Annotated in this window: 19 protein-coding genes; 7 read left to right on the top strand and 12 right to left on the bottom strand. The window is 45.6% G+C overall.

The features are described 5' to 3' along the window. Positions 1 to 358 precede the first annotated feature (358 nt). Positions 359 to 1,501, top strand: a complete 1,143-nt coding sequence (locus ACN0TF_RS08115) for a N(5)-(carboxyethyl)ornithine synthase (protein WP_417441521.1) — start codon at positions 359 to 361, stop codon at positions 1,499 to 1,501. Between the two features lie 811 nt (positions 1,502 to 2,312). On the opposite strand, the gene ACN0TF_RS08110 is transcribed toward ACN0TF_RS08115, so the two are convergent. The 4 genes from ACN0TF_RS08110 to ACN0TF_RS08095 form a co-directional block, all read right to left on the bottom strand. Then, positions 2,313 to 2,765 (bottom strand): hypothetical protein, encoded by a 453-nt coding sequence (locus ACN0TF_RS08110; RefSeq protein ID WP_417441520.1) that lies wholly within the window; start codon positions 2,763 to 2,765, stop codon positions 2,313 to 2,315. 146 nt (positions 2,766 to 2,911) lie between these two features. Then, a complete protein-coding gene (locus ACN0TF_RS08105; protein WP_417441519.1) occupies positions 2,912 to 4,039 on the bottom strand; it encodes a sensor histidine kinase in 1,128 nt (375 codons plus the stop codon). Between the two features lie 101 nt (positions 4,040 to 4,140). Continuing rightward, positions 4,141 to 4,818: a response regulator transcription factor gene (locus ACN0TF_RS08100; RefSeq protein ID WP_417441669.1), complete on the bottom strand. Its 678-nt coding sequence runs from the start codon at positions 4,816 to 4,818 to the stop codon at positions 4,141 to 4,143. A gap of 64 nt (positions 4,819 to 4,882) precedes the next feature. After that, complete coding sequence (locus ACN0TF_RS08095) at positions 4,883 to 7,267, bottom strand: TonB-dependent receptor (RefSeq protein ID WP_417441518.1); 2,385 nt, start codon at positions 7,265 to 7,267, stop codon at positions 4,883 to 4,885. Positions 7,268 to 7,728: 461 nt separating this feature from the next. Here ACN0TF_RS08095 and ACN0TF_RS08090 point away from each other — a divergent pair, with 461 nt between their 5' ends. Both ACN0TF_RS08090 and ACN0TF_RS08085 read left to right on the top strand, forming a co-directional pair. After that, the gene (locus ACN0TF_RS08090) at positions 7,729 to 8,265 is read left to right on the top strand and encodes an RNA polymerase sigma factor (protein WP_417441517.1); all 537 of its coding nucleotides are present in this window, start codon (positions 7,729 to 7,731) and stop codon (positions 8,263 to 8,265) included. Positions 8,266 to 8,270: 5 nt separating this feature from the next. Beyond that, complete coding sequence (locus ACN0TF_RS08085) at positions 8,271 to 8,633, top strand: DUF6768 family protein (RefSeq protein ID WP_417441516.1); 363 nt, start codon at positions 8,271 to 8,273, stop codon at positions 8,631 to 8,633. A 227-nt stretch (positions 8,634 to 8,860) separates the two neighbouring features. Here the strand turns inward: ACN0TF_RS08085 and ACN0TF_RS08080 are convergent, their stop codons facing one another. The 5 genes from ACN0TF_RS08080 to ACN0TF_RS08060 all read right to left on the bottom strand — a co-directional run bounded on the left by ACN0TF_RS08080 (position 8,861) and on the right by ACN0TF_RS08060 (position 15,450). Further along, on the bottom strand, positions 8,861 to 10,267 hold the full coding sequence (locus tag ACN0TF_RS08080) for a S41 family peptidase (protein ID WP_417441515.1): 1,407 nt from the start codon (positions 10,265 to 10,267) through the stop codon (positions 8,861 to 8,863). Positions 10,268 to 10,462: 195 nt separating this feature from the next. After that, entirely contained in the window at positions 10,463 to 11,611 is a 1,149-nt protein-coding gene (locus ACN0TF_RS08075) for a serine hydrolase domain-containing protein (RefSeq protein WP_417441514.1), read from the bottom strand. A gap of 116 nt (positions 11,612 to 11,727) precedes the next feature. Further along, on the bottom strand, positions 11,728 to 12,690 hold the full coding sequence (locus ACN0TF_RS08070; RefSeq protein ID WP_417441513.1) for a GlxA family transcriptional regulator: 963 nt from the start codon (positions 12,688 to 12,690) through the stop codon (positions 11,728 to 11,730). Positions 12,691 to 12,825: 135 nt separating this feature from the next. Next, positions 12,826 to 14,334 (bottom strand): amidohydrolase family protein, encoded by a 1,509-nt coding sequence (locus ACN0TF_RS08065; protein WP_417441512.1) that lies wholly within the window; start codon positions 14,332 to 14,334, stop codon positions 12,826 to 12,828. Between the two features lie 84 nt (positions 14,335 to 14,418). Next, a complete protein-coding gene (locus ACN0TF_RS08060) occupies positions 14,419 to 15,450 on the bottom strand; it encodes a helix-turn-helix domain-containing protein (protein ID WP_417441511.1) in 1,032 nt (343 codons plus the stop codon). A gap of 224 nt (positions 15,451 to 15,674) precedes the next feature. On the opposite strand from ACN0TF_RS08060, the gene ACN0TF_RS08055 reads away from it, so the two are divergent. The 3 genes from ACN0TF_RS08055 to ACN0TF_RS08045 are packed head-to-tail and all read left to right on the top strand — an operon-like array spanning position 15,675 to position 17,184. Then, positions 15,675 to 16,484, top strand: coding sequence for a helix-turn-helix domain-containing protein (locus tag ACN0TF_RS08055; protein WP_417441510.1), 810 nt, complete (start codon positions 15,675 to 15,677; stop codon positions 16,482 to 16,484). Between the two features lie 50 nt (positions 16,485 to 16,534). Further along, a complete protein-coding gene (locus tag ACN0TF_RS08050; protein WP_417441509.1) occupies positions 16,535 to 16,987 on the top strand; it encodes a carboxymuconolactone decarboxylase family protein in 453 nt (150 codons plus the stop codon). Further along, a complete protein-coding gene (locus ACN0TF_RS08045) occupies positions 16,987 to 17,184 on the top strand; it encodes a YrhK family protein (RefSeq protein WP_417441508.1) in 198 nt (65 codons plus the stop codon). The genes ACN0TF_RS08050 and ACN0TF_RS08045 overlap by 1 nt, the downstream gene beginning before the upstream one ends. Here ACN0TF_RS08045 and ACN0TF_RS08040 read toward each other — a convergent pair. The 3 genes from ACN0TF_RS08040 to ACN0TF_RS08030 form a co-directional block, all read right to left on the bottom strand. Further along, on the bottom strand, positions 17,181 to 19,265 hold the full coding sequence (locus ACN0TF_RS08040) for a peptidase domain-containing ABC transporter (protein WP_417441507.1): 2,085 nt from the start codon (positions 19,263 to 19,265) through the stop codon (positions 17,181 to 17,183). The two genes, ACN0TF_RS08045 and ACN0TF_RS08040, sit on opposite strands and share 4 nt — an antisense overlap. Positions 19,266 to 19,542: 277 nt before the next feature. Further along, a complete protein-coding gene (locus ACN0TF_RS08035; RefSeq protein ID WP_417441506.1) occupies positions 19,543 to 19,734 on the bottom strand; it encodes a hypothetical protein in 192 nt (63 codons plus the stop codon). Positions 19,735 to 19,754: 20 nt separating this feature from the next. Further along, positions 19,755 to 21,005, bottom strand: a complete 1,251-nt coding sequence (locus tag ACN0TF_RS08030) for an HlyD family secretion protein (RefSeq protein WP_417441505.1) — start codon at positions 21,003 to 21,005, stop codon at positions 19,755 to 19,757. Positions 21,006 to 21,281: 276 nt separating this feature from the next. On the opposite strand from ACN0TF_RS08030, the gene ACN0TF_RS08025 reads away from it, so the two are divergent. Next, the gene (locus ACN0TF_RS08025; protein WP_417441504.1) at positions 21,282 to 23,894 is read left to right on the top strand and encodes a TonB-dependent receptor plug domain-containing protein; all 2,613 of its coding nucleotides are present in this window, start codon (positions 21,282 to 21,284) and stop codon (positions 23,892 to 23,894) included.

The following is a 23,894-nucleotide window of genomic DNA, read 5'->3' as shown; positions in this document are numbered from 1 at the left end:
ACAATTGCTTGCACTCGACCCGCACTCCGCTTTGCGGCTCTACTCCGTGCGGTCGAGTGAAGCAAGGCGTTAACGCCCGCTCTTGGCATTTAGCGGTCAACAAGGAGTTAGTGTTACTCTCCACTCAGTTTACAAACTATATTGTCACTTCACAGGTAGGTTGCCCTTAATATTCAGATAGAAAACCCGAACTGTGCTACACTCTCAGCATAGCTTTTTTAGGTTCACAAGCTCCAGTCTTCTCGCATTTACAATCAAAACCTATTCTCCACATCAAAGTACCTGCACATTTCATTCTCGCTTGCAGTAAGAATTGCCAACCACTGTTGGTTCAAACGCTCAAGCACAAGGCAATACCATGAATATGACTTCACTAGGCGTTATTGGCAGTTCTAAAAAGGAAGATGAACGGCGCGTGCCGATACATCCGGATCATTTATCCAGAATCCCCGAAAAAATACGTAAGCAACTCATTTTTGAAACCGGCTATGGCGAACGCTTTGGTATTGATGATGCTGAACTCGCGGCTCAGGTGGGAGGATTGGCATCAAGAGACGAGTTATTAGAAACCATGAACACGGTTGTTATCGCCAAACCAGTACTTGCCGATTTTGAGCAATTGCGGATCGGCGGCGTACTCTGGGGTTATCCTCATTGCACACAACAACGGGAAGTCACCCAGATTGGCATTGATAGAAAACAGACTTTAATCGCTTTTGAAGATATGTATGTCTGGGGTCCCCAAGGCCAGGTTGGGCGCCATACATTCTATAAAAATAATGAAATGGCGGGATATTGCGGTGTTATCCATGCGCTCCAGCTTAAGGGCATAGACGGCCATTATGGTAATCAGCGTAAAGCGCTTATTTTCAGTTTTGGTGCTGTCAGTCGTGGGGCTATTTATGCACTCAAAGCCCATGGCTTTCGCGATATTACTATCTGCATTCAGCGACCTGATCATGAGGTCCGTGAAGAAGTCCTCGATTGTCATTATGTTTGGTTAAGAGCTGGCGGTGCCGATCAAGCAAGAATGATGGTGGTTGAACATGACGGTACAGAAAGGCCACTGTGTGATTTGATCAGCGAATCGGGGCTCATTATCAATGGCATCTATCAAGACACCAACAACCCTATCGACTTTGTCATCGAACAAGAAAAAGCTTGTCTCAAACCGGGCTGTTTGATTATTGATGTCAGTTGTGACGAAGGTATGGGTTTTTATTTTGCTAAACCAACCACCTTTAAAAATCCCATGTTTCAAGTTGAAAAAGTGGATTACTACGCCGTTGACCATACACCCAGCTATTTTTGGGAAAGTGCCTCACGCTCAATTTCTGCCGCATTGGTTTTCCATTTACCGGCCATAGCCGCAGGACCGGATGGATGGCAGCAAAATGAAACCATACGGCGGGCTATCAATATTGATAAAGGCGTCATTCAAAAACCAGATATTCTGACTTATCAAAACCGCCAACAGGCTTACCCGCACCTGCCAATTTAGTGGCTCCAAGCCCATTTATTTGGGCTTCCAAATGGAGCTGTTTTGATGATCCGTTTTTCGCTCATAGCGGACGAGTATAGACGATACCAACTTATGAGCTCTTCGATACTTCAGCGGCGGTGGTAGCGTCGCACCCTTTAACCGGCAAAGAGAAAATAGAGGAAGCTAAAAATAGCGACTGAACCTACAAAAAACATTACAGTTAAAACTTTTGACTGGGTTATTGATCTGAAAAAAGCAATGACAGTCGAGGCTCCGGTTACTCCAAGAGTATAATTAACAGCGTTTTCATGGTCTCTTCGTTTCATCTACTTCTCATGTTAAATGTTCTCAATACTTTTAATAATACTAGCGCCATCGTAACGACTTTCTAACTCTGATCGACAATTGGAAAATATCGACAGTCAGAAAAGACGATGACTGGACAATGTCAAAGCTAAAATAGCTCCTAAGTATTATCCGCTTCAAGTGCTTTTCGTTTTCTATAAGGCATAATCAAAAGCCGCCAAATCCAATAACCGGTGGCTGACGCGTAAAGCATATTTTTGCCAAGAAACATCCAGTCAAAACCGGTACTCGACCAGTAAAAAGCAATATTAATAATTGCCACTATGAAAAGTATTGAGCAAACTAGTAGCTAGCTAATTTGGGGAGAAATCAGAGCCTATAAATTAGGCATTAACAGCCGCTGCGGCAAGCTTTTCACCGTAATATTGTTCGGCCGTTAGAGCAATTGATTGGATGTAAAAATAGAAGAAGAAAAAGTAAAAATTGTTCTCTATGAGAGTAGATCAATCTTCACAGAACACCTTTAAACTTTATTCGCATAAGTATATTTTATCGAAGGAGTATCTTTGAGCAGTGACGCAAACTCAGCCTCATCGATATCACATGTAAAAAAATTTTGATAAATATATTCTTGACCGCTACTCAAAACTAAACTTACTCCTATAAAACCAAATTTTGAGTGCACTAGTCCTATCTTTACCTCATCAAAATTAATAGTTAAGGCCGCACCAAGCACAATGTGTTCGTTTTCAAAATCGAAAATTATCTGTGATGGGTAGCTTCTCGTAGAAAAAATAATACCAACAGCAAAGACGATACAAAGTGGACCAGACATCATCAAAAAGTAAGTCTTAAACATCAAGCCTTTAGGCGTTGTAATAAGCGTTAGGTATGCAATTAAACTAATTAGTGACACCATAACCAATACAAAAGTTAGGGGGTTATACCACTTTTTTATCAATGAAACCTGATTCAACTTGTCTACCACCTTTTAAACTAAAATTACCGCGCGCCACGATGGGCTTCCCAGCTTGCATTAGACAGCCTGTAGATTCTCAAAGTACGGCTATTCAAAATTAGCAGGCGATACGCCGCCTGTATGAGAATAGTGGTTTGCCGTCGTTACCACGAAAGACGGGCGATGACACGCTTCTCATCAGAGAGCAGTGAAAACGACCAGCCATTGCGCTCACACAGCCGTTGCACAATACCTAACCCCAGACCATATCCGTGAGACGACGCCTCGGGCGGCGTGTGTCGATCATCAGCGTCACTGCTCACCTGATTGGTGACTAAGAGCTCGTCCTGTTTAATACGAACAGTGATGGGCCCTTGCCCGTCGAGCGTGTGCTCGAACGCATTTCGCACCAGATTATTGACGGCGATAGAGAAAGCTTGTGGATGTCCGTAGACTATGGGTTTTGCGTGCTTGTCAATTTCAACATCAACGAACTTGCCACTCAACAGGTAGCGCTGCTGATCTACCGCCAGGCTCACCAGAGGCATCACTAAAAACATTTCATTATACAATCCGTCGTCGGTTTCGCGAGAGAGGCACAGAAACATTTCAATCGTGGTTTTCATGTCGAGCGTGGCGCGCCTCACTCTATTTAACGTCTTCACATCAGTCGCTGACAGGTCGCTTTGCTCAAGCAACTCAAGCGCACCGGTTATCACCGTGATAGGTGTCCGCAACTCGTGGCTGGCTGAACTGGTAAAGTATCGCTCCCTCTCAACGAAGGCACTGATACGCTCAAGAGTCTTTTCAATGGTGTCAGCGAGCATGCCAACTTCATCATCGCCGAACCGACTAGACTCGATGCGTTTATGATCTTCGGCCGATAGATGCTCAAGGTCGATGTTCTCAACTGCTTTGGCAAGCTGCGTTACAGGGGCGATTGCGCGTCGCATCACCAAAATTCCCAGTCCGAAACCAAGCACACCGAGGGTGCCCACAACACCGGTAATAATCAGCAGATACCACCAATCTTCGGACGATGGTGCCTCAATTCCGGCAACGTCGAAAACCACGAAGGCGGCTTGTTGTTCATTGTTGGTAGGTATTACCGCAACATGCAACTCTGCGGCCTCGAATTCGTGTATGCCCGCAGCGGGGTTTGTCTGCGCCCACTCTCGGAGAGATTCCGGCAAGCCTTCAACCGTTTCGTAGCCGCGTAAGTTAGTATCCAGCTCGGGATAGTTTTCGGCAGCATGCTGTAACTGCTGGGTTAGCACACGATCTTCGCTCAATCTGACCGCCGCTAAGAACGCGAATCCCCAGACCACGCTGAGCACAGCAACACATATCGCAAATGCAACGGCGACACGCGTGCGCAAACTGTGTCGATACATTACTGAACGTCCTCTGCAATTCGGTAGCCAATGCGATGCACTGTATGAATTAACGGAGTATCAAATGACCTATCAATAGCCTGTCGCAGCTTGTACATATGCGAGCGAAGCGCATCACCATCAGGAGGCTCGTCAGCCCACAACAACGTCTCTAGAGCACCGCGAGTCACAACCGACGGGGCTTCTTCCATCAATCGCTGAAGGAGTTTCATGCCGGTAGGGTTGAGATCAATTCGTCGCCCTGAGCGATGAACTTGCAGCGTGGATCGATTCAGAGTCAGCTCTCCAACCGTTAACAGGTTATCGGTTTTTCCGTGACTGCGTTTGTAAAGCGCTTGCAGTCGCGCATGCAGCTCTTGTAATGCAAATGGCTTAACCAAATAGTCATCAGCTCCCGCCTCGAAGCCCTTAATTTTATCGTCAACCGTGTCTCTCGCCGTTAGCATAAGCACTGGTGTTTCTAGCTTGCTATCAGCGCGCAGCTTTTTGCAAAAACTTAGGCCATCCATCCCTGGAAGCATGAGGTCCAGAACAATAATGTCAAACGGGCTGGTCAACGCCAGGTGCATAGCGCTGATACCGTCGTAGGCAAAGTCCAGTATATAACGATGCTTTTCCAGGTAAGCGGCAATGTTTCCACAAATGTCGCGGTTATCTTCGACAATCAACACTCTAATCGGCGCCGCACCAAGCACGTTTGTCATCTACTGTTCTCCTTATCAGGCTCATTAACAAGCCTCTTTACCAAGCATAATCGAATCGTAAACCAATCAGAGGCTCGGCCTCACTTTCGTCTTTCACTTCAACACCCCGACGGTAGTCAAACTCGGTGTCGTCGCCCGATGATGCAGACGTTACGTTGATGACATCGAGAAAGGCAGTTACATCTACAGGGCCAACTGCGCGCCGATAGTCAACGCGAATATTCAAAATACCGGAACCGCTTTTGCGACCGACATTGCGCTCGGTAATCTCTTTCGAATAGCGCAAAGGTTGTCCTGGCCCTAATACATCTGAGTGAATAATAAATTCGTCGTCTGGCCTGCCAGAAAGATATTTGTAACGTCCGGCGACCTTCCAGCGGTCGTTAATTTCCCAGGTCAGGCCGAGGGTAGCAACATGCTCTCGGTTAAACTCAGCGGCTACATCACCGCGCCCGTCTTTCCGGTCGACTTCAGCATCGTTATAAGAATAGGTTGCGGTAGCGTACAGGCCTTCGCTAATCATACCATTGGCGACAATATCCACACCGTAAGATGTGCCGTCACCAATGTTTGCAAAGGTCCCGTTTGCTCGGTCAAGATCTACCACCAGATTATCGAGATTTTGATAATAGGCTTCGGTCAAAATTGACCAACGTTGGCTCGGGAAGTACTCAAAACCGACACTGCTGTGTGTGATTTCTTCGTTCTCAAGATTGTTAGACTGGTTAGCGGCAAGGTCTAAAAACCGTGGCGACTGATGAAATAACCCAGCACTGGCAAAGTATCGAACCGTGTTACTGGGTCGCCAGTTAACGCTGAACCTGGGCGACACTAAAGTTTCGTCGGCAAAGCCGTCCCGCTCAAGCCGCATACCCGTGCGAAAATCCCAATCACCGTACTCAAAAACTTGCTCCACGTAACTTGCTAAGCTCGTTTCCTTCTGACTGAGTGAAGAGTTAATGTTTTCCGGCGTCAGTACAATATAACGTTGATCAGGGTCTGGCCTAAAATCATCGTCGTCGTAGACAAATCGGTTCCAGTCACCATCTAAGACGGTGTCGTAATCCAAATCCATTTGCGTGACTCGAATACCGGCACTGAACACGCCCCATTGATTCAGCGTTTCGAAGTCGCTTCGCCAGCCAATCTCGGTTTCTTCTTCCCCGATAGTAATGATGTCTTCGCGCACTGGAAAACTGGACGCGGGCGACCCCGAAGGCACTTGCTCAGGAAATGCCTCACCCTCAGAACTGGTTTTTTCGCTTTTGCGGTAGTAAACCTTGTTGGTCAAGACACCAGTATCACCGATCAACGAGCGCAAGGTAAATCCATACATATCGCTGTCTTGTTCGGAATCTTGAAGCGCAGCATCTTCGAAATTGGGTGATGCGAAAACATGAGTTACGCCACGAGTATAATCCTCGTGTGTATCAATCAGTAAAATTTCCAATGTATTTTTCTGATTAATTGGTATGACCGACTTTACGATGACGTCTCTTAAAACAGGCTCACCAATGTCCAGTTCATCGATAGTTTCAAACAAATCGCCGAAGTCCAGTCGTCGAGCAGAAACGAGTAATGTCGCGTCTTCTGTGATACCGACAGGACCATCGTAACCAACTTCATAGCCGGCAAGGTCGTAGCGAAAACTTGCAGAGGGGCTTGGGTTGCCATCGGCGACTTCCAGTTTGAGTAGCGACGCCGCCCGGCCACCATACGCCGCGCCCCACCCACCGGGTGAGAATTCGGCTCCGCTGATAACGTTCGGTGCGAATATCGAGAAGCGGCCACCACCGCCGACGTCTTCCTCTTCACCCAGTGTCGCGTCAAAGTGCACCGCTTTATCAAAGGGGAAGTCATCAACGAATAGCAAATTGTCTCTTGGACCACGGCCGCGAACACTAAAGCTTGCGAATTCACTGGCGGACGCCAGGCCAGGCAACCCGTCCAACGAGAGTAGCGGATCGGCTCCACCGCCCACAGCACTTCGCAACGCTTCTCTATCAAGATAAGTGCTAGACGCTGATGCGAATGAATCGGTTTGCTGTCCCAGAACAACAACTCTCTCAATTTCCACTTCTCTAAGCTCTAATTCAATCTTGATATTTTTGCGTGTAATGACGCGTACGCTTGGTTCGTACACTGCAGTGAACCCGCTTTTGGTTGCATTCACCGAGTAAAGACCCGGGTCGAGCTGTTCAGCGACAATGCGACCTTGTTCGTCGGTTTCGAAAGTTTGCGTGGAAGAGGTTTCCCGTTCCGTAATCGTGATTTGCGCATTCGAGAGCGGCCTGTCAGTATTTTGATCTTTGACTATAACGGTCAGCGCACCGGGCGCCTCTGCTGCGTAGGTAAAAAGTGGAAAGCTAATCAGGAGTGTCCACAGAGCTAACCACGATACCTGTTTGAATTGTCTAATCATATTGTTACCCTCTAAAAACCCACTGTCATTTTTTGATGGATTGCTGCGAGGTTAACAAAGCTGATGTGACTAAAAAGTCGCTGTAATGTGAAAGCTACATCAAAGACATTGTTCTACATTGGCTCGAAAATAAAGATAGTAACAAACATGAAATGTCTTATTTTTTCCGATTAGGGGTTATTTATTGGGCCGTTTATCAACACTAATCTGCCCGTCAGCTAAGAGCAATTAGACTGCAAAAGTGTACAGGCCTCCCTTTTTGCTGTCAGGCAGAGTTAAAACATAGTGTCTGAACCAGCAGCTCTTCGTATTAGCTCATCCACTTATTTTAAAAGAATTCACTATACCGAGAACCGAAAGCTTTGTTCGTTCGTCTATTCTACATAGTAATCGATTTGAGGCGACAAGATGAGTGCTTCTCAAGTAAAGAGTAACCCTTATTCTGAACATGGCAAACACCAATGACAAAACAAAAAGGTGTGCAGATGAAGCCTGAATTAGTTGAGCTATTAGTGCTGGCAGCACAAGAAGGAAGATCATCTGCACTCTCAACACTTTATAAGGAATTCCACCGCCCCATGAAACGGTTTGCATTATTGCGAGTGGGTGATGTCATGGTGGCAGAAGACCTTGTTCAGAATGTCTGGATAAAAGTGGATAAGCGACTGACACGCCTCAACGACGTCAGCTTATTTCGGAGTTGGCTTTATCGTGCATTGCGGTGGGAGGTAACTGACTGGCTCAGAGCACAGCAAAAACTGTCATACCAGGCACCGCCCGAAGCAGAGTTACCATCGCCAGATATTGGATTGAGAGACTTACCCAAATTAATACAACAGTTAAGTGAAGACGAGCGCGATGTTGTCGAACTGTTTTATTTAAATGAATTATCGCTGAGCGAGACAGCTCTCTCGCTAAACCTGCCCGAGGGCACTGTTAAGTCTCGGCTATCACGCGCTAGAGCCAAGCTTAAGCAACTGTTTGAACAACCGGAGTAACGACAATGACACATGATGACCGTATTAAAAAAGAGCTGTCTAACGCATCTCAAGAGCTTGATGAATTGATGGGTGAAAACGAGGGCATTACAGGCTATTTAAAACTTGGCTTCCAATCGTCGACAGGCAAACTCGTGAAAATCGGTTATGCCTTAGCTGTTTTACTGACGTTCGTGATGTTTTTTACTGGCTACAGATTTTTTACTGCAGAGCCTACAGAGCAATTATTCTGGGGTGTCTGCTTAATATTAAGTTTCAATGCACAAGTCGCCACTAAGCTGTGGATTTTTTCTCAAAGCAACCGAAATTTTATCGCAAAAGAAATTCGGTTAATGGAGCTTCGACTTAAAGCCAAGGATGACGCATGAAATTGATAAGTAATTCAAGCTCGCCAAGTGCTGCTGCGGAGCTACGCAAAATAGGAATGAATATCGCAAAAGCGCTTATTAATACCGTTGATTAAGAGACGGTAAGAAGCTGCCGTTGCTGTATACGGCAGCTTCGTTGTTGACCTGGCCTACTTAAATGAGCTGGGACGAACAAAAATCGTCGGAAAGCATCAAGCCGGGAATAAGTACTAAAGCCATAAGTGAGCTTATCTCCTATCAAGAATAGCGTCTGCTAATCGCTTCACCGCTATATCAGGGTCTGATGGTTCATCTGATATTAAAATATCGGGTTGAATCGGCTTTTTACACAGATCTTGACCGGCAGGTCGTGTGAAAATTGCGGTTGGCATGGTTAGTTCTAGTTGTGAACCGTCAAAACTAAACGAGTGAATTCTGCCAGTCGTACATGATCTCGCACCACTAGACTCGCCAGCAATTAAAGCCTGATCTGAGTCTTGAAATGCGGTTAAAAACAAAACGCTTGATGAATAACTTAAAGGACCCATCAACAAATAGGCTTTGCCAGGTATGCGTAGGTCATTCTCTTCCTCGACCACAACTAGGTCGTCATAAGATCCTTCGACGATAGCCCCTAATTCTCCTTTAAACGGTCCTAACCTGATATTGCGCTCAGTCATTCGAATCTTGAATCCTGATAGAAACAAGAAGGACTCATCTGCGACATAAGGGGCAATGCCAAGCTGCCAATAGTGATCGGTTCCACCAGGATTATTTCGAACGTCAATGATTACATCTTGTACATTGGCATTGTGAAATTCCAACCATGATTCTTCCATGAAGTTGAAAAAAGGCTCTTCGTGATCAGGAGAGTAGTAAAATCGGTCGATTCGTAAATAACCAATATCATTGGCCAAGATTTTACGTTGCACAAAATCACCAATTTCAGAATTCTCACTCTCGGTTCTGTTATTGCTGCCAATGATTGAGTACCGCTTAAGGTCGCCACTATCATCAATATCGACTTGGTAATAGCCTGTGTCTCCATATAGAAGCCAATACATCTTGGCAAATCGCTCCGCGGCGAATGCGCGCCGGTTACTGGCGGTATCACCATGCATTCTGTTGAGAATGTTGCCAACAATTTCTGATGCGGCGATGCCATTAATCGCAGCTATTTTGTCACCAACTTCGATATCTTCATCAAGGTTTTCAATACCAGTAACATAGATATTCTGTGATTCATCGATTCCAACTTGAAGGGGAAAGAGCCGCCCACCGTTATCAATATGGTCGTTTAAACGCTGGTTGTACTCTGGATAGGAAATAAGCATGTGACCATCATTGAAAAATGGATTCATGAGCGAGAAATACTGCCAAGCTTCAAGCTGTGTCATTGGCTCTACAATTTCTTGGGTAAGCTTATCGAGTTGAATTTCAACCTCTGCGACGTTCATGGTGAAGCTAGGCTCAGGATGGACGGTTGATAGCAAGGTCTTTAACTCAGCCACGTCATTTTGCAAATCCTCAACTGAAATCAAGTCACCTTGTGGCGGGAATTGTATATTGCTATCGCTTTCTATCTCTATGTCCTTTGCTTGAACATTAAAGACCCCACTTAAAACAACAAGCCCCAAAACTAATAAATTTTTCATGCTTTAACTTTCATCCTGACAATAAAAAAGTATGCTCAATTATCCCTGAGCCGCTGAAAATCAAATTAACATGATGTTTTGGTAAAACGTGAGCATGGAATTGTAAGCTTGTGTTTAATCAGTAACATATGGTTGTTATTCAGGAGAGCGAGCCGCTTATCCGCATTTAGCCAGACATATAACGATTCAATCAACCTATTCCCGGGCAGTCGCAGACTCTGAAGTGTTAGACTCCTCTTCTGCCAGCAGTTTTTGCATTAACGTTCTGCCTAGGAGCACAAACTCCCTACCGCCGCTTGATGTCAAAAGTACGATGCCCGTTTGTGAACCAGGTGAGAAAATATATTCGCACCCATAACCATCAAGATCACCGCCATGCCACAGAACGGTTTGCGGATACAAACCTAATTCCGGAGTGGCTTCGAACATCCCGTAACCATAATTCAAGCCTTCATACAGACCTGTTGCATAGCTTGCTTGTGTTGAGATTAAAGGTGATATTTCTTCGTTTTCAGTAAACCTTTGATACATGGCCATCTGTTGCAACATTAATTTTGAAAGGCTGCTGGTTGATGAATACAACCCACCGTGTGGTGCCAGCAATCCCATGTCCCAAGGTTTAGTAGCTATATTGCGATCGTCTTTTCTGTATGGCGTAACCATAGCTGACTGCATAGCACTGGGGAGTCTAGCGTAAAAACCACTAACACCCAGGTTGTTCGGCAAATACTCTTCGACGAGCTTTTCATAAGACTTGCCTGTTGTTGTGCTGAGGATGTAGCCAATCACGGCATAATTAAAGTTAGAGTAAGCAAACTTGCTGGTGGGTTCAAAATCCAGCGTTGTCGATTTAAATGCCTCCAATAACTGCGACTCAGTGTAACCACCTTCCAAGGGGTCACCATCCACACGAGTGAGATTGTCAGGGTAGTTAGGAAGGCCTGAGCGATGACTAAGCAGAGTATCAAGGGTAATTTTTCGTAACGTTGTTTTATCGATTGATGAAAATAGCCCAGGGAGTAAATCATCAATATTATCGTCTAGCTTTAACTGACCCTCTTCAACTAACGCCAGTGCTAGCATACTGGTGATAACCTTTGACTGAGAACCGATTTGAAACAAGCTCGTTGTAGTTACCAGAGCGTTGGTTTCTCTATTTAGAGTACCATAGGCTTTTGCAAACTTAAGCTCACCATTTTTTATTACGGCAACAGAAATAGCTGGTACGTTCTGCTCTTGCATAAATGACGTTATTCCGCTTTCCACAAACTCGTAGTTTTCCTTCGCATGAGCAAGACTCGAAAGAATACCAACCATCAACAAAAATACTTTAACAAAGCCCACGATAAACTCCTGATTTTAAAATTAACTTTTACATTGAGCACTGAAGAAGCAATCCGCAACGAAATCCCTTCAGCATGCATAAACTTCTTCAAATAATATGATTTAAAGACACCTACTTAACAGAAGTGCTTTTTATACTCGCCCGGTGTGCAACCAAAAGCTTTGTTAAATAACCGGATTAGGCTACGTGAATCCTTAACTCCTACTGCCACACTAATCCGCTGCAAGGGATAACCATCACATAAAAGCAGACTTCTGGCTTTGTCTAACCGCAAGTGCAGCAAATATTGCATTGGTGACATTGCAAACCTGGTTTGGAATACCCGGCGAAACTGACGTTCGCTTAATGCGACCTGTACCGCCATATCAGCGACGGTCAGTGGTTGATCCAGATGCTCAAGAAGCCAATTCTGCAACTGAGTAAAACGCTGTTCTACGCTATGTTGTATTTTTAAAGGGCTCGCATATTGCGATTGGTTACCGCTTCGTCGCAAGTACATAACGAACTCTTGCGCTATTGACTGAGCAATAGCAACACCTAAATCCTGCTCTATCACGGCCAGACAAAGGTCTATACCCGCAGTCATACCTCCAGAAGAGTAGAATTTACCGGTTTTCACGTACAGCTCCGTCGGATTGACTCGTACTTTGGGATAACGTTTCTGTAAATCTTCAGCAAAGCGCCAGTGAGTGGCGAGCGTTAAGCCATCCATTAGACCACTATGGGCTAGCAGGTATGCACCAGTGCAAATTGATAGCAGTTTTTGCGCACTTGAACCTTGCTCACGCAGCCACGCCATGAATATCGGATCCGCCGTTAACGCACGAGCACCTGCACCTCCAGGAATCACCAGATAATCAATGGCCGGGCAATCTTCCAGTGTGAATTCGGCACACAGTTGCAAACCATTCTCGGCTTTTAAATTATTTTTGCTTTGTGACAAAGTGAATATGCGATAACAGGGCTGTCGCCCTGCTGCGGTTAGAGTTTGATTGGCCTGACCAAAACAATCCAAGGCACTTGAAAGATCAATCGCCTGAATATCTGGATAAATTACAATCCCAACTGCAATCATCATGGTCTCTAGTTAGCGAGGATTTATGAACTTTAACACAAACATTAATGTCCAGAATGACATTAAACTCACACTTTCGGCCATTGTGCAGTGGAAAAATGACGAAGAAGCCAAAAGTTATTGTATCCGACTCAAGGCCTAATCAAGAACTCCTGCGTTTGCATCCCGAACCGCTTTTAACATAGCTTGCGTGTCCTCAGATGAATACCAACGTCCGTTAGACATAACGCCCGAAATTGCTCTGGTATTGTGGATATCCACCAGCGGATTACTATTCAGTACCACAAGGTCTGCCTGGTAACCTGCAGCAACGACGCCCGTTTTTAGCCCCATCCACTGTGCGGTTTCAGCCGTCGCGCTTCTCAATGCCTCAGCTGGTTTATAGCCGGTACGAACCAGCGCAGCAAGCTCGTCGTGCATGGAAAACCCGGGAACCATCACAGGAACATTTGCATCAGTACCCGCCAGAACCTTGACCCTATTATCGCGCATAGCCTGCAAAAGTATCTGGTTCGCTTTTGCGTAAGCTTTCCAATAACGCTGATTACCGGGAACGCGCTCTTCAGGATAGTCCTCCGGCAAGCGATAAATGTTTACCTCAGGCAGCCACCCCATGACTTTAATACTTGGGTGTAGAGCCTCGGCAATTCCCCGGTTTACATGCTCTACATGAACATGACTCAGTGCATTTTCTACGCTCTTTTTCTGTGCAGGAAAGCTCTCGACAAGCGCCAGAGTAGAAACCACCGCCATATCATTCTCTGCCAGACGGCTCGCTATGTCGGTGCTGCGCTTTTCTACAAACTCCAGAAATGCCTCAGTATTATCGCGGCCATAGCCACCAAACTCACGGTCCAGGGCTTTAACAACCTCTTCAACATGGGCTATTTCTTTCAGGTTCGACGACCAAAGCTCTGAAAGTGGCAGGTTATATGGAATATGCCCTAAAATTTGTATATCGCTATTGTTAGCCTCCTGGTTAAAAGCAAAGAAGTGGTCACTGCTTAAAAGCGTGTAAATTTTTATTGCATCGTAGCCTGCGTCTTTAATCTCGTTTACCCGCTCAGGTATCTCGTCGATATCGGCTACCGGGTTTATTTTTGCAGCCCAACGGTCGAACAGGCCAGCAATACCACTTGAGCTATTATGACGTCGGGTTGCCACAAATAAGTCCGGGCCCGGCCGTCCGGCTGCAATTTCAGCACGCCATTGCAGGTGCTCTTCACTACCATTGAGCTCACGTACATGGGTAACGCCATTAGCCAGATACAACAACAAATCATTCGCGCTTTGCCATAAGTGTACATGCGCATCAATAAGGCCGGGAATTATAAACTTGCCTGTGCCATCAATGACTTGCGCATCCTCAGGTAATAAGAGGTCGCTCCCCACTTTTGTTATTTTGCCTTCTTGAATCAACACCGTCTGATTAGGACGCATGTACTGTCCATTATCAGACAACACGTTTGCGTTGGTAATGGCGTAAGCTCTCTGAGTTTTTACATAAAGCGCAGGGTCTACAACAGGAACATATTCTCCCCAGGCTTTATTCACCTGGTAGTACATAACACCGAAACTGGTCGCGCTGAGAGCAAGCAATAAAACAACTAACCACAAACCGAGTTTCTTTAAGTTTAAAGCTTTCATAACTAATTACCTTTGGTTCTGATAAGTCCATTCAGAATAGAAAGGCAACCCAACAAAAGCTGGTCGATTATGAAAAAAATCACGTCAATTTTGAAAATTCTGCAGGTTTTTTCGGAATTGAGACGGCGTCATTCCGGTTTCTTTTTTGAAGGCACGATTAAAAGGCGGTAAGGAGTTAAACCCGTTATTCAGTGCAATGGTTAAAATGGGCAGGTGGTCGTTCTCCCGTTCTGAGAAGCAGTCCATCACGCCTTTAAGCCGGAAAGAGTTAATGTAATGGCTGAAGTTAGTGAAGCCCGTTTGGGTGTTTATCAAGGTTCTCAATTTATGCTCTGCCACACCCAGCTTTTTGGCCAAATCAGCAATGACCAGAGCCTCTTCTAAATACACCTTGTCTTGTGTCATTAGCTTGTCGAGTTCGGCCAGTATTCTTTTATCCACTGCTGACAATTGCTTTTTCTGAGACGCGTTCCGATAAAAAGTCAGCGCAGACGTGTCACCCTTTAATACCCATAGGCTCATGGAAAAAATGGGAAGCCAGACGCTCAGTGCATTAATTGTAGACTGGGAGCTTTGCAACCAAATAGACCCCACCAAAATTGCGACCAAAATAGACGCAGAAATAATGAACAGAAAATAAAGTCGATAAGTACGCCGGGCTTCAATTAAGTCATCATTCCGGCCTATTAGCGTAACGAACATCATATGTGCCAACAGAAAAAGTGACAGCGCAATGACAACAACGGGCCACCACGCAGGCAGCTCATTCAACCAACCCAGCCAAACAGCCCGTTCAGCCAGCATAGAGGCGCTTACTGCAATTAAAGCAAGCCAATGGAGTTTTCCTGGCCTGAAATCTCGATGAAAAAGGGTTAACACAAATACCCAGGTAACCGGCAAAAGCAAAGTATCCAGTAACCGAAAGGGAACTTGCCACACCATAGGAAGCGCAAATTCAGCGGGCATAGAGCCAAGCAGAAAGCTTGCCAGGCAGAGGTTTGTAGCCACCATTAAAGTACAACGCCTGGAACGCGGCAGATCTTTAATGGCCAGCACAGTCATAAGCAGCAACAAGCCCAGTGCGGAAAACCGGATAAATGCGTCAATCAATAACATAAGCCTGTGCCTTGGGCTGTCCTGAAAATCAGTATCTTTAGTTAAATTATAACCAGCCTTGAGATAAAATCTGAAAATTAATCTAACCCGGCTTTGTCTTCCAAAATCAGCTCACCGTTAAGACTATGTAAAGCTATTCGGTAATTGCCAGCAGTTGCTGTCTACTTGGGCTATTTGTTCCAATCGGTTATTATTTATTCACGTACACTTCGAAGGTCATCAGCATGTCACACAACAAATTTGACATTATACCTGCTGCCAGCTTCTCTAATATTGGGTTAGAAATGATTCCGCCGTTTCCAGGCCTCTCCAACTGGATTCAGTGCTTGTGGGTTACTAACAACTCGAAGAACAATTCGCGCCATGTTGAAGAAAAACTCTACCCCGATGCCGGGTCCAGTTTAACTTTTGAAATACGTAATACTCGGATCAATGCACGTTATTTTCACCATACTCAAGTCGTTACTCACCGTTGGGATATATCAACAAGGCACATTAGCGTACGATTTCGTCCCGGAGGCGCCAAAGCACTACTGGGGCTGGACATCGATGCTTCGCAGAACATCGAAATAGAGTTACTCGACACACCTTTTTCTCAACAACTCAGTTTACAGCCATTAATGAACATGCTGCCCACTCTATCGGTAGACCAGCAAGTACAGGCTGTGCAGAACTGGTTACTGACGCTGAGTTATCGTGCTCAAGAACCGAATCGAAAGTGGTCGACTTTATTGGCTCATGCGTCCGCTGATTTAATACCGCCTCAGCAACTGGCGTTACAAAGCGGTTTTAGTCGACGGACACTGGAAAGGCAGTTGCGCAAATACTTAGGTTTTACGCCAAATCAGCTGCACGGCTTTGCTCAAATCCGAGCCGCCCGACAATATTTGATTATGACGCCAGACAGTCTCAGCGACATTGCTCTTGCCTGTGGCTACTTCGATCAAGCTCACTTTACGAATGCTTTCCGTGAGCAAACTCTGGAAACGCCACTTCAATACCGACTAAGAAAAATGTCGCAAATCTCCAATTGATAGCTAACGAATGTTCCTAAAGTATCCGGAGTTAATCTTTGGAGGACATTATGCAACACCGAATTTCACAATCTTCACTTTATAAACAATGCCCGCGCCTGGTGACTCATTTAACCGCATTAGGTGATGTACCGGAATCAGTAAATCTGTCTCCGCAACTTCTGCATCTCGTCAGACTGCGCGCATCACAACTAAACCACTGTGGGTTTTGTCAGAAAATGCATGCCGATGAAGCCCGAGCTGATGATGAACTCCAGTCAAGATTAGATGTGCTTCCGGCCTGGAAAGAATTATCGTGTTTTACCGCAAAAGAGCGAGCTGCGTTGGCCTGGACTGAAGCACTAACGCTAGTCAACCATGTAGAAATCACAGATGCTGTCTTTCAGTCGGCACTGGATGCTTTTGGAGAAAGTGGGTTAATTGAATTGACCACGGTCATAGTACAGATAAATAGCTGGAACCGTATTGCGGTGAGTTTCCGTTTCCAACCCGACATAAAATAATGGGGCGTAGTATGAAAGCAACATTCTTACAGCGCCTTCAGAAAAACACATTAGGGATCTTGGCTAGCTTGTCGTTCTTTTTTGGAAGTATGTTATTTCTACCCACTTTCGCGAGCTATGCAACGGTCGGTGTGTGGCTCTTCATGACAGGATCAGCTTTGATGTTTATCGATATTATTCGCTCACTACATGATTAGTGGGTGAACTGAGCTTTATACTCTTCAGTTATATCCTCCAATCGTCCGCCATGCAGCTGGATAATACGATCAGCGTTTAGAATGGTCTCTGGCCTGTGAGCGATAATAATGCGTGTCATGTTTTGTTGCTTAATCGCATGGTTCACATGATGCTCTAGCTGGACATCCAAATGGCTTGTCGCCTCATCCATGAACAAGATTTTAGGTCGTCTATATAACGCACGAGCAAGCAGTACCCGCTGCTTCTGGCCGCCGGACAATGTACTTCCCATATCACCTATTAGCGCATTGTAGCCCATCTGCATCGAGGATATGTCCTGATGAATACCCGCCATTTGCGCGCAGTTAACCACTCGCTCCATATCAAGTTTGGTATCGAAAAAGCTAATATTCTCGGCGATAGATCCCGACATGAGTTGATCATCCTGCATCACCGCTGCAATCTGCTGGCGATAATTACGAAGCCCTATGTGAGTAATATCAACACCATCAACTTCAATTTTGCCGCTACTTGGCTGCAAAAGACCCAACATAATTTTCATGAGCGTTGTTTTACCATTACCCGATGGGCCTATAATCGCAACAGACTCGCCTTTTTCCACACTAAGCTCTAGCCCATCAAATAGCATCGGGTCGTTCATTGCATAGCGAAAACTAATCTTATCGAGCTTTAAAGTACCTTCTATTTCACGATGATAAGCACTCGCACCTTCATCTTCTTTATCTGTCAAAGCAATGTCCGACAAGCGGTCTAAATGAAGTCGAACCATTTTAACTTCGACCAAACGGTCAATAAGTCCCGCCATGCGTTCAGTAAACTGGCCTTTATAGGACATGAAGGCAAAAAGCATACCTACAGTGAGATCACCTTCCATAACATACAACGCAGCAAGATAAACAACTACTATGTTCTCTATGCCAAATAAGAGTTGATTGATAGTTTGATATGAAACCTCCCACTGGCCTAAACGGTAAGTTTCATTGACTGTATCTGCATAGCGGTTTTGCCAAAGATTTAAGCGAGGAACCTGGTGCCCAAACAGTTTAATAGTCTGCATGCCGCGCACGGTTTCCATGAAGTTACTTTGCTCTTTTGCTTCGGCCATAATGGCTGCTTCATTACGAGCCTGCAGAGGACGGTATAACAAGGCCCGTGACAATGCATAAATGAGGGTTACACCGATAACGACGAAAGCCAAAGTTGAGCTATATAGAAACATTACTACCAGAACCACGATCGCCATCAGACCATCGATAATGCTTTCTATTAGGTTATTGGTAAATAATTCTCTGACTTGATTTAACGAACCAAAACGGGAAACTACGTCACCCATATGGCGCTTTTCAAAATAACTTAAAGGTAGATGAATCAAATGCCTAAACAGATTCACCCCCATCTGTACGCTCATCACAGCGCCCAGATGGAGCACAACCCAGCCTCTCAAAGCATTGGTTACCACCCGCATAAGCACTAGCAGACCGAAACCAAGTGCAAGTACAACTAGTAGCGGCTGGTCATAACTAACAATAACCTCATCCACAACCGTCTGAGTGTAGTAAGGTGCCGCCAACATAAAAATTTGCAGTAACAACGACAGAATAAACAGTTTGACTAAGGAAGGCACCAGGCCTTTGGCTCTAGTCCAGAAAGAACTTAGTTTCAGCCGAACTCGATCATCCTGCTTTTTAAAGTCACTTGTTGGTGTTAATTCAAGGGCAATGCCGGTAAAGGATTTATCAGCATCCGCCAAAGAAACTTTTCGTTCACCCCGTGCAGGATCGAGAATAGTAATAGATTTACGGCTAACTTTTTTCAGCACCACAAAGTGGTTCATATCCCAGTGAAGAATGCAGGGTAAAGATAATTTGTGCAATTCATCAAGCTCAAGCTTCAGAGCCCGACCAGCTAACCCTAGTTGTTCGCCTAGGTCCATTATCTGCTGCAGGTTTGCGCCCGTTAATGAAACTGAATAACGACTTCGTAGAGTTTGAAGATCAACTTTGTGGCCATAGTAGTTAGATACCATCGCGATACTGGCTAGCCCGCACTCTGCGGCTTCGGACTGATATATATTATCCACTTCAAGTTCCTGAATTCAGAGTATTGCTAAAATTACCGTACCTAAAAATTATGTTTTATCTCTTCAAACAAAAAGACGAACTAATTTCACCAGCTATAATTAAAGCATAGGATACGTTATATTAAGAAAAGTCGTTTAAGGTGGGATAAAAATAAGAACCCTTATTACAAATTTTCATTAAAAATCAAAAACATCATAACGGTAATTTATTCTATCCATATATTGAGTTCAAGAGTTGTAATGCGCCCCTGAAAGAATAGGGGCGCAGCTATTTTATTTAGAAAAGACGCGAAATCTTACGCCCCCAATATCTAAATGAGGCACCAGCTGACGCAGCAGAGTTAGATAGGTAACGATTAATACCTTCCGCGCCTCCAGCTTGCTGATATATGTATGCACTAGCAAGACCCCAAGCAAGAGGATGACCACCAGAAACTTGGTTTAGATTCTCAGATTTTAGTTCTTTCATAAAAAGTACCTTTATAGAGTTTAAATACGCCCTTTCAGGCTCAACAAAGGCTCAAACAACCAAGCCAAAATGCTGCGTTGCTCAAGCACCACATCAGCACTTAGTAGCATCCCTGCCTGCAGTGGCATGGACTCTCCGTAAGCGCGGATCTCTTGCGCGGTCAGTGTTGCTTCTACTCTGTACACTGGCTCTTGAACAGTGACCGGCATATCAATTTCGTTCGGTAAAACAATAGATTTAGACGTTCTGGATATTTTCCCATCAAATAGACCAAAACGCTGATGCGGAAAAGCGTCGAAACGAATCTTGGTATTTTGCCCAGGCTTTATAAAACCATAGGCTCTGGTAGGAATTAATAACATCGCCTTTAATTCGGTATTATTCGGTAAAACCGTTACTAATGAGCCTGCCGGCTGTACTTGTTGGCCCACTTCAGCGATTAAATTTGTTACAACACCACCAACTGGGGCGGTAATCAGAATTTCGCTACGAGCGCCTAGCTCTAGTTGCTGCTGTTCAAGCCGAGTAATTTCCGAATTAATGACACTAAGTTGCTGATCTGTTTCGTCGGGCAGTCTCGCCAGTTCGCCACTTAATTGTTCCAGTTGTGATTCGTGCGACTGCTGAGTAACCCTTAATTCAGCAAGTTGTTGACGAGCATTCAAAATAAGCTCTTGTTGCTGCCTCACTTCATCAGTAGCTAGTAAGCCACTATCACTTAAGGTGCTCATATCTGTAAGGCGTGCTTTATTAAGATCTAGACGTTCCTGCAGCAAATCCTGTTGTTCTTGCATATCACGTAGTTGAGCCGTGTGATATTTTATTCGCTGTTCAAGTTCCTGTTTTTGGGAGTCTGATTGACGACGTGTTTGAGCTGCTCGATTATTTAGAATTTCAACTTGCTCAATCAAGTTACCTGAAATCAACTCGCTTAAACTTTCTCCACCAGCAAGATATTCGGGTGTTTTTAACAATATTAACGGCTGCCCCTTCTTGACGAGCTCTCCGTCGTTCACATAAATAGCGCTAATCACTCCATTTCGAGGAGCAGCAATCTTTGAGATACCTGAGTCAGGCTGCAAAAAACCAGAAACTGTTTCTTTACGATTAAAAGAAGAGCTCGCCAAAAAAACAATAGCGATAGCTACAGCAGCTAATAGGCAGGAGGTGAGTACAGTAGTACTAACTGGTTGAGCGACTATTACATCACCGTCCAATTTATTCGCTTGTGCTTTTATGGCGCTGTTTCGGAAAAGCCCTTCGTTACTCATTATCTATTACTTCTAGCCGTTTGTTAGAATAAAGATAACAATAATAGCAACAATAAATCAACAATGTTTCTTCATAATTATCGATTTTTTTAACGTGAATATAACGAAAAACTTACAACAACGTGAAGGCATCTAATTCAAGCGGGATAAGCCTCTAAAAATCACACTTCCCCCCTAAACAACAATTTTCCCTTTACCTCCACCACTCATCTCGCTTATGCTAAATAGCCGTTTAGACGTCTAAATGGCTTATTCGTTCATTTTGTGAGGTATTTAATGAAATCAAAGTTCTTTACGTTATCAACTGTTGCCGCTGGGCTTATCGCTGCATCGGCATCCCCAGCTCTGTTAGCCAATGATGCTAGCTCCGAGTTGGAACGCATTAGTGTCACGGGTTCCTACATTAAACGGGCCCAGAATGAAGACGCCACGCCGTTGCAAATTATTGATGCCAGCGACATAGCCGCCAGTGGTGAAATTACACTTACGGATTTGCTGCGTGACTTAACGGTGAATACCGGTAACAGTTACGACGAGCAATACACCAGCAGCTTTTCGGCGGGGTCGGCGTCGGTTGGTTTGCGCGGCTTAAGCCCTAAAAACACGCTTATTCTGGTGAATGGTCAGCGGGTCTCTAACTACGGTTTTGCGCTGGGCACTCAGGACACCTTCGTTGACTTAAATGCCTTACCTTTAGGCGCGGTGGAGCGCATAGAGGTACTAAAAGACGGTGCGTCCGCGGTCTATGGTTCGGACGCTATTGCCGGGGTTATCAACATTATTTTGCGCAACAACGTACAAAGCACGCAATTTCGTGCGGGAGTTGGTGGTGCCAGCGAAGGTTCATTAACGCAATACAGTGCGGGCGTTATCAGCGGGTTTGGCGACATAGCAGACGACGGCTATAACCTGACATTCAGCTACGACTATCTGACCCGCGAGCGGCTAAATGCCGACGACCGCGACTTTACCCGTTCCGGTGACTTTCGCGACAAACCCGGCGGGCGCCTGGCTGGTTGGTCGTCGCAGGGCGGTAATTATTTAAGCGATCCGCAGAACCCTCAGGCTTTTGAGAACTGCCCGGGCCTGTCTGAAAAAAGAGACCGAAGCGATTTCACCCCCGGGGCAGACGGGCAGGTGTGTGCCTTTAACGCTCAGCCATACAACACGTTGCAGCCGGAAGTTGAACGGCACCAGTTTTCATTGCAGGGCACTTTGCAGCTCACCGACGATATACAGGCCTACAGCGACTTTCTGTACAGCAATAACCGTTCAAGCCATGTGTTTGGCGCGCCGTTAAGCGTCGGTGCCGGACTGCGGGCTTACAATCAGGAAACCGGCAGTTTAGTCGATATTCCAGTGGAATTACCGGTCGGGCATCCGGACAACCCGGGCTCGCAACCCTTACCTTTTGAATACACCTTTTTTGATGTGGGCGAACGCGTAAAAGCCAATAAACAGGACTTTCACCGCTTTCTGGCCGGTGTGAACTATCGGGGCTTAGACTGGGACTGGTCGGTCAATGTGCTGAACTCACAAAGCCGCCAGCGCGAGTACGTTGATAATTTTATTAACCGCTACACTTTTGAGGATGTGCTGGCCAGTGGCGAATATGACTTCTTTAACGGCAATAACGACGCTGAAACCATTGATGCATTGCGCATTGATACGCGGCGTCCGGGGTTTTATGAGCTAAACAGTATTAACGCCAATGCCAGCACCATTTTAAAAGAGCTGGATAACGGGCCGCTAAGCGTTGCCTTTGGGGTCGACTGGCGGGAAGAAGAAATGGACGCGGGAACCTCACCGGAGGTGTTATCGGGGACCGAACTACGTCCCGCAATCAACCTGGTTAAAGGGAAGCGACAAGTTGCGGCGGGCTTTGTTGAGCTGGACGTTCCTGTTGTGGAAAACCTAAACGTAAACCTTGCCGGCCGCTATGATCATTATGACGATTTTGGCTCAGCCTGGTCACCTAAGGTGGCGTTCCACTATGTATTAGGCGACGACTGGTTGCTGCGCGGTTCCTGGTCACGCGGTTTTCGTGCGCCATCGCTTCCGGAAATCGCAGAGAGCAACACCATCAGTTATGGCTCGGTTATTGACCCGAATGACCCTATTGATCCGGGCGTGCGCCGCGGTTTCACACAAGTGCGTACGGGTAACTCAGACCTCGACGCCGAACGCTCAACCAACCTCAATGCCGGTATTATCTGGTCGCCGCAAACAGGCGCCAGCATAGCTGTAGATGTATTCGAAATTGAGCAGGACGATATTATTGCCCCCGACAACGCGCAGTTCATTATCAATAATGAAGACCAGTACGCAGACCGCATTCAGCGTGACGACGCCGGGCGACTGCAAATTATCAGTAACCAATATAAGAACCAGGGCACCCGCTCTACCCGCGGCTTTGATATTGATGCAAACTACCAGGTGCAGCTAAGCAACTCGACGCTTCAGTTTCAGAGTACCTGGTCACGGCTTTTAGAGTACGAGCAGGCGTTAGTAGCAGGTCAGGAACCTACTGACGGTGCTGGCAGTAATATTTTAGGCGCACTGCCCAAGTGGAAAGGTAACAACCAGTTGCGCTGGCTTGTTAGTGACTGGCAATGGGGCGTTAGCCTTAATTACACCAGCAGCTATAAACAGCAGGTGGCCACGCAAAGCAGCAACCCGGGCTTAGATGAAAAGGTTGATAGCTACTGGCAGGTTGATTCACAATTGGTTTATCAGGGTTTCGGTGATACTCAACTGACCTTGAACATCAGCAATCTGTTTGACGAGAAGCCGCCGTTTGATCCAGCTGGTGGGGCCTACGGATACGATATGACCCAGTACAACCTACGCGGTCGTACGGCTAGTTTATCCGTTGTTCATAACTTTTAA

It is taken from the genome of Idiomarina sp., assembly GCF_048265525.1.
Taxonomy (GTDB): Bacteria; Pseudomonadota; Gammaproteobacteria; order Enterobacterales; family Alteromonadaceae; genus Idiomarina.
The sequence above is the reverse complement of the archived record's forward strand: the minus strand, read 5'-3'. Positions and strand labels throughout refer to the sequence as shown.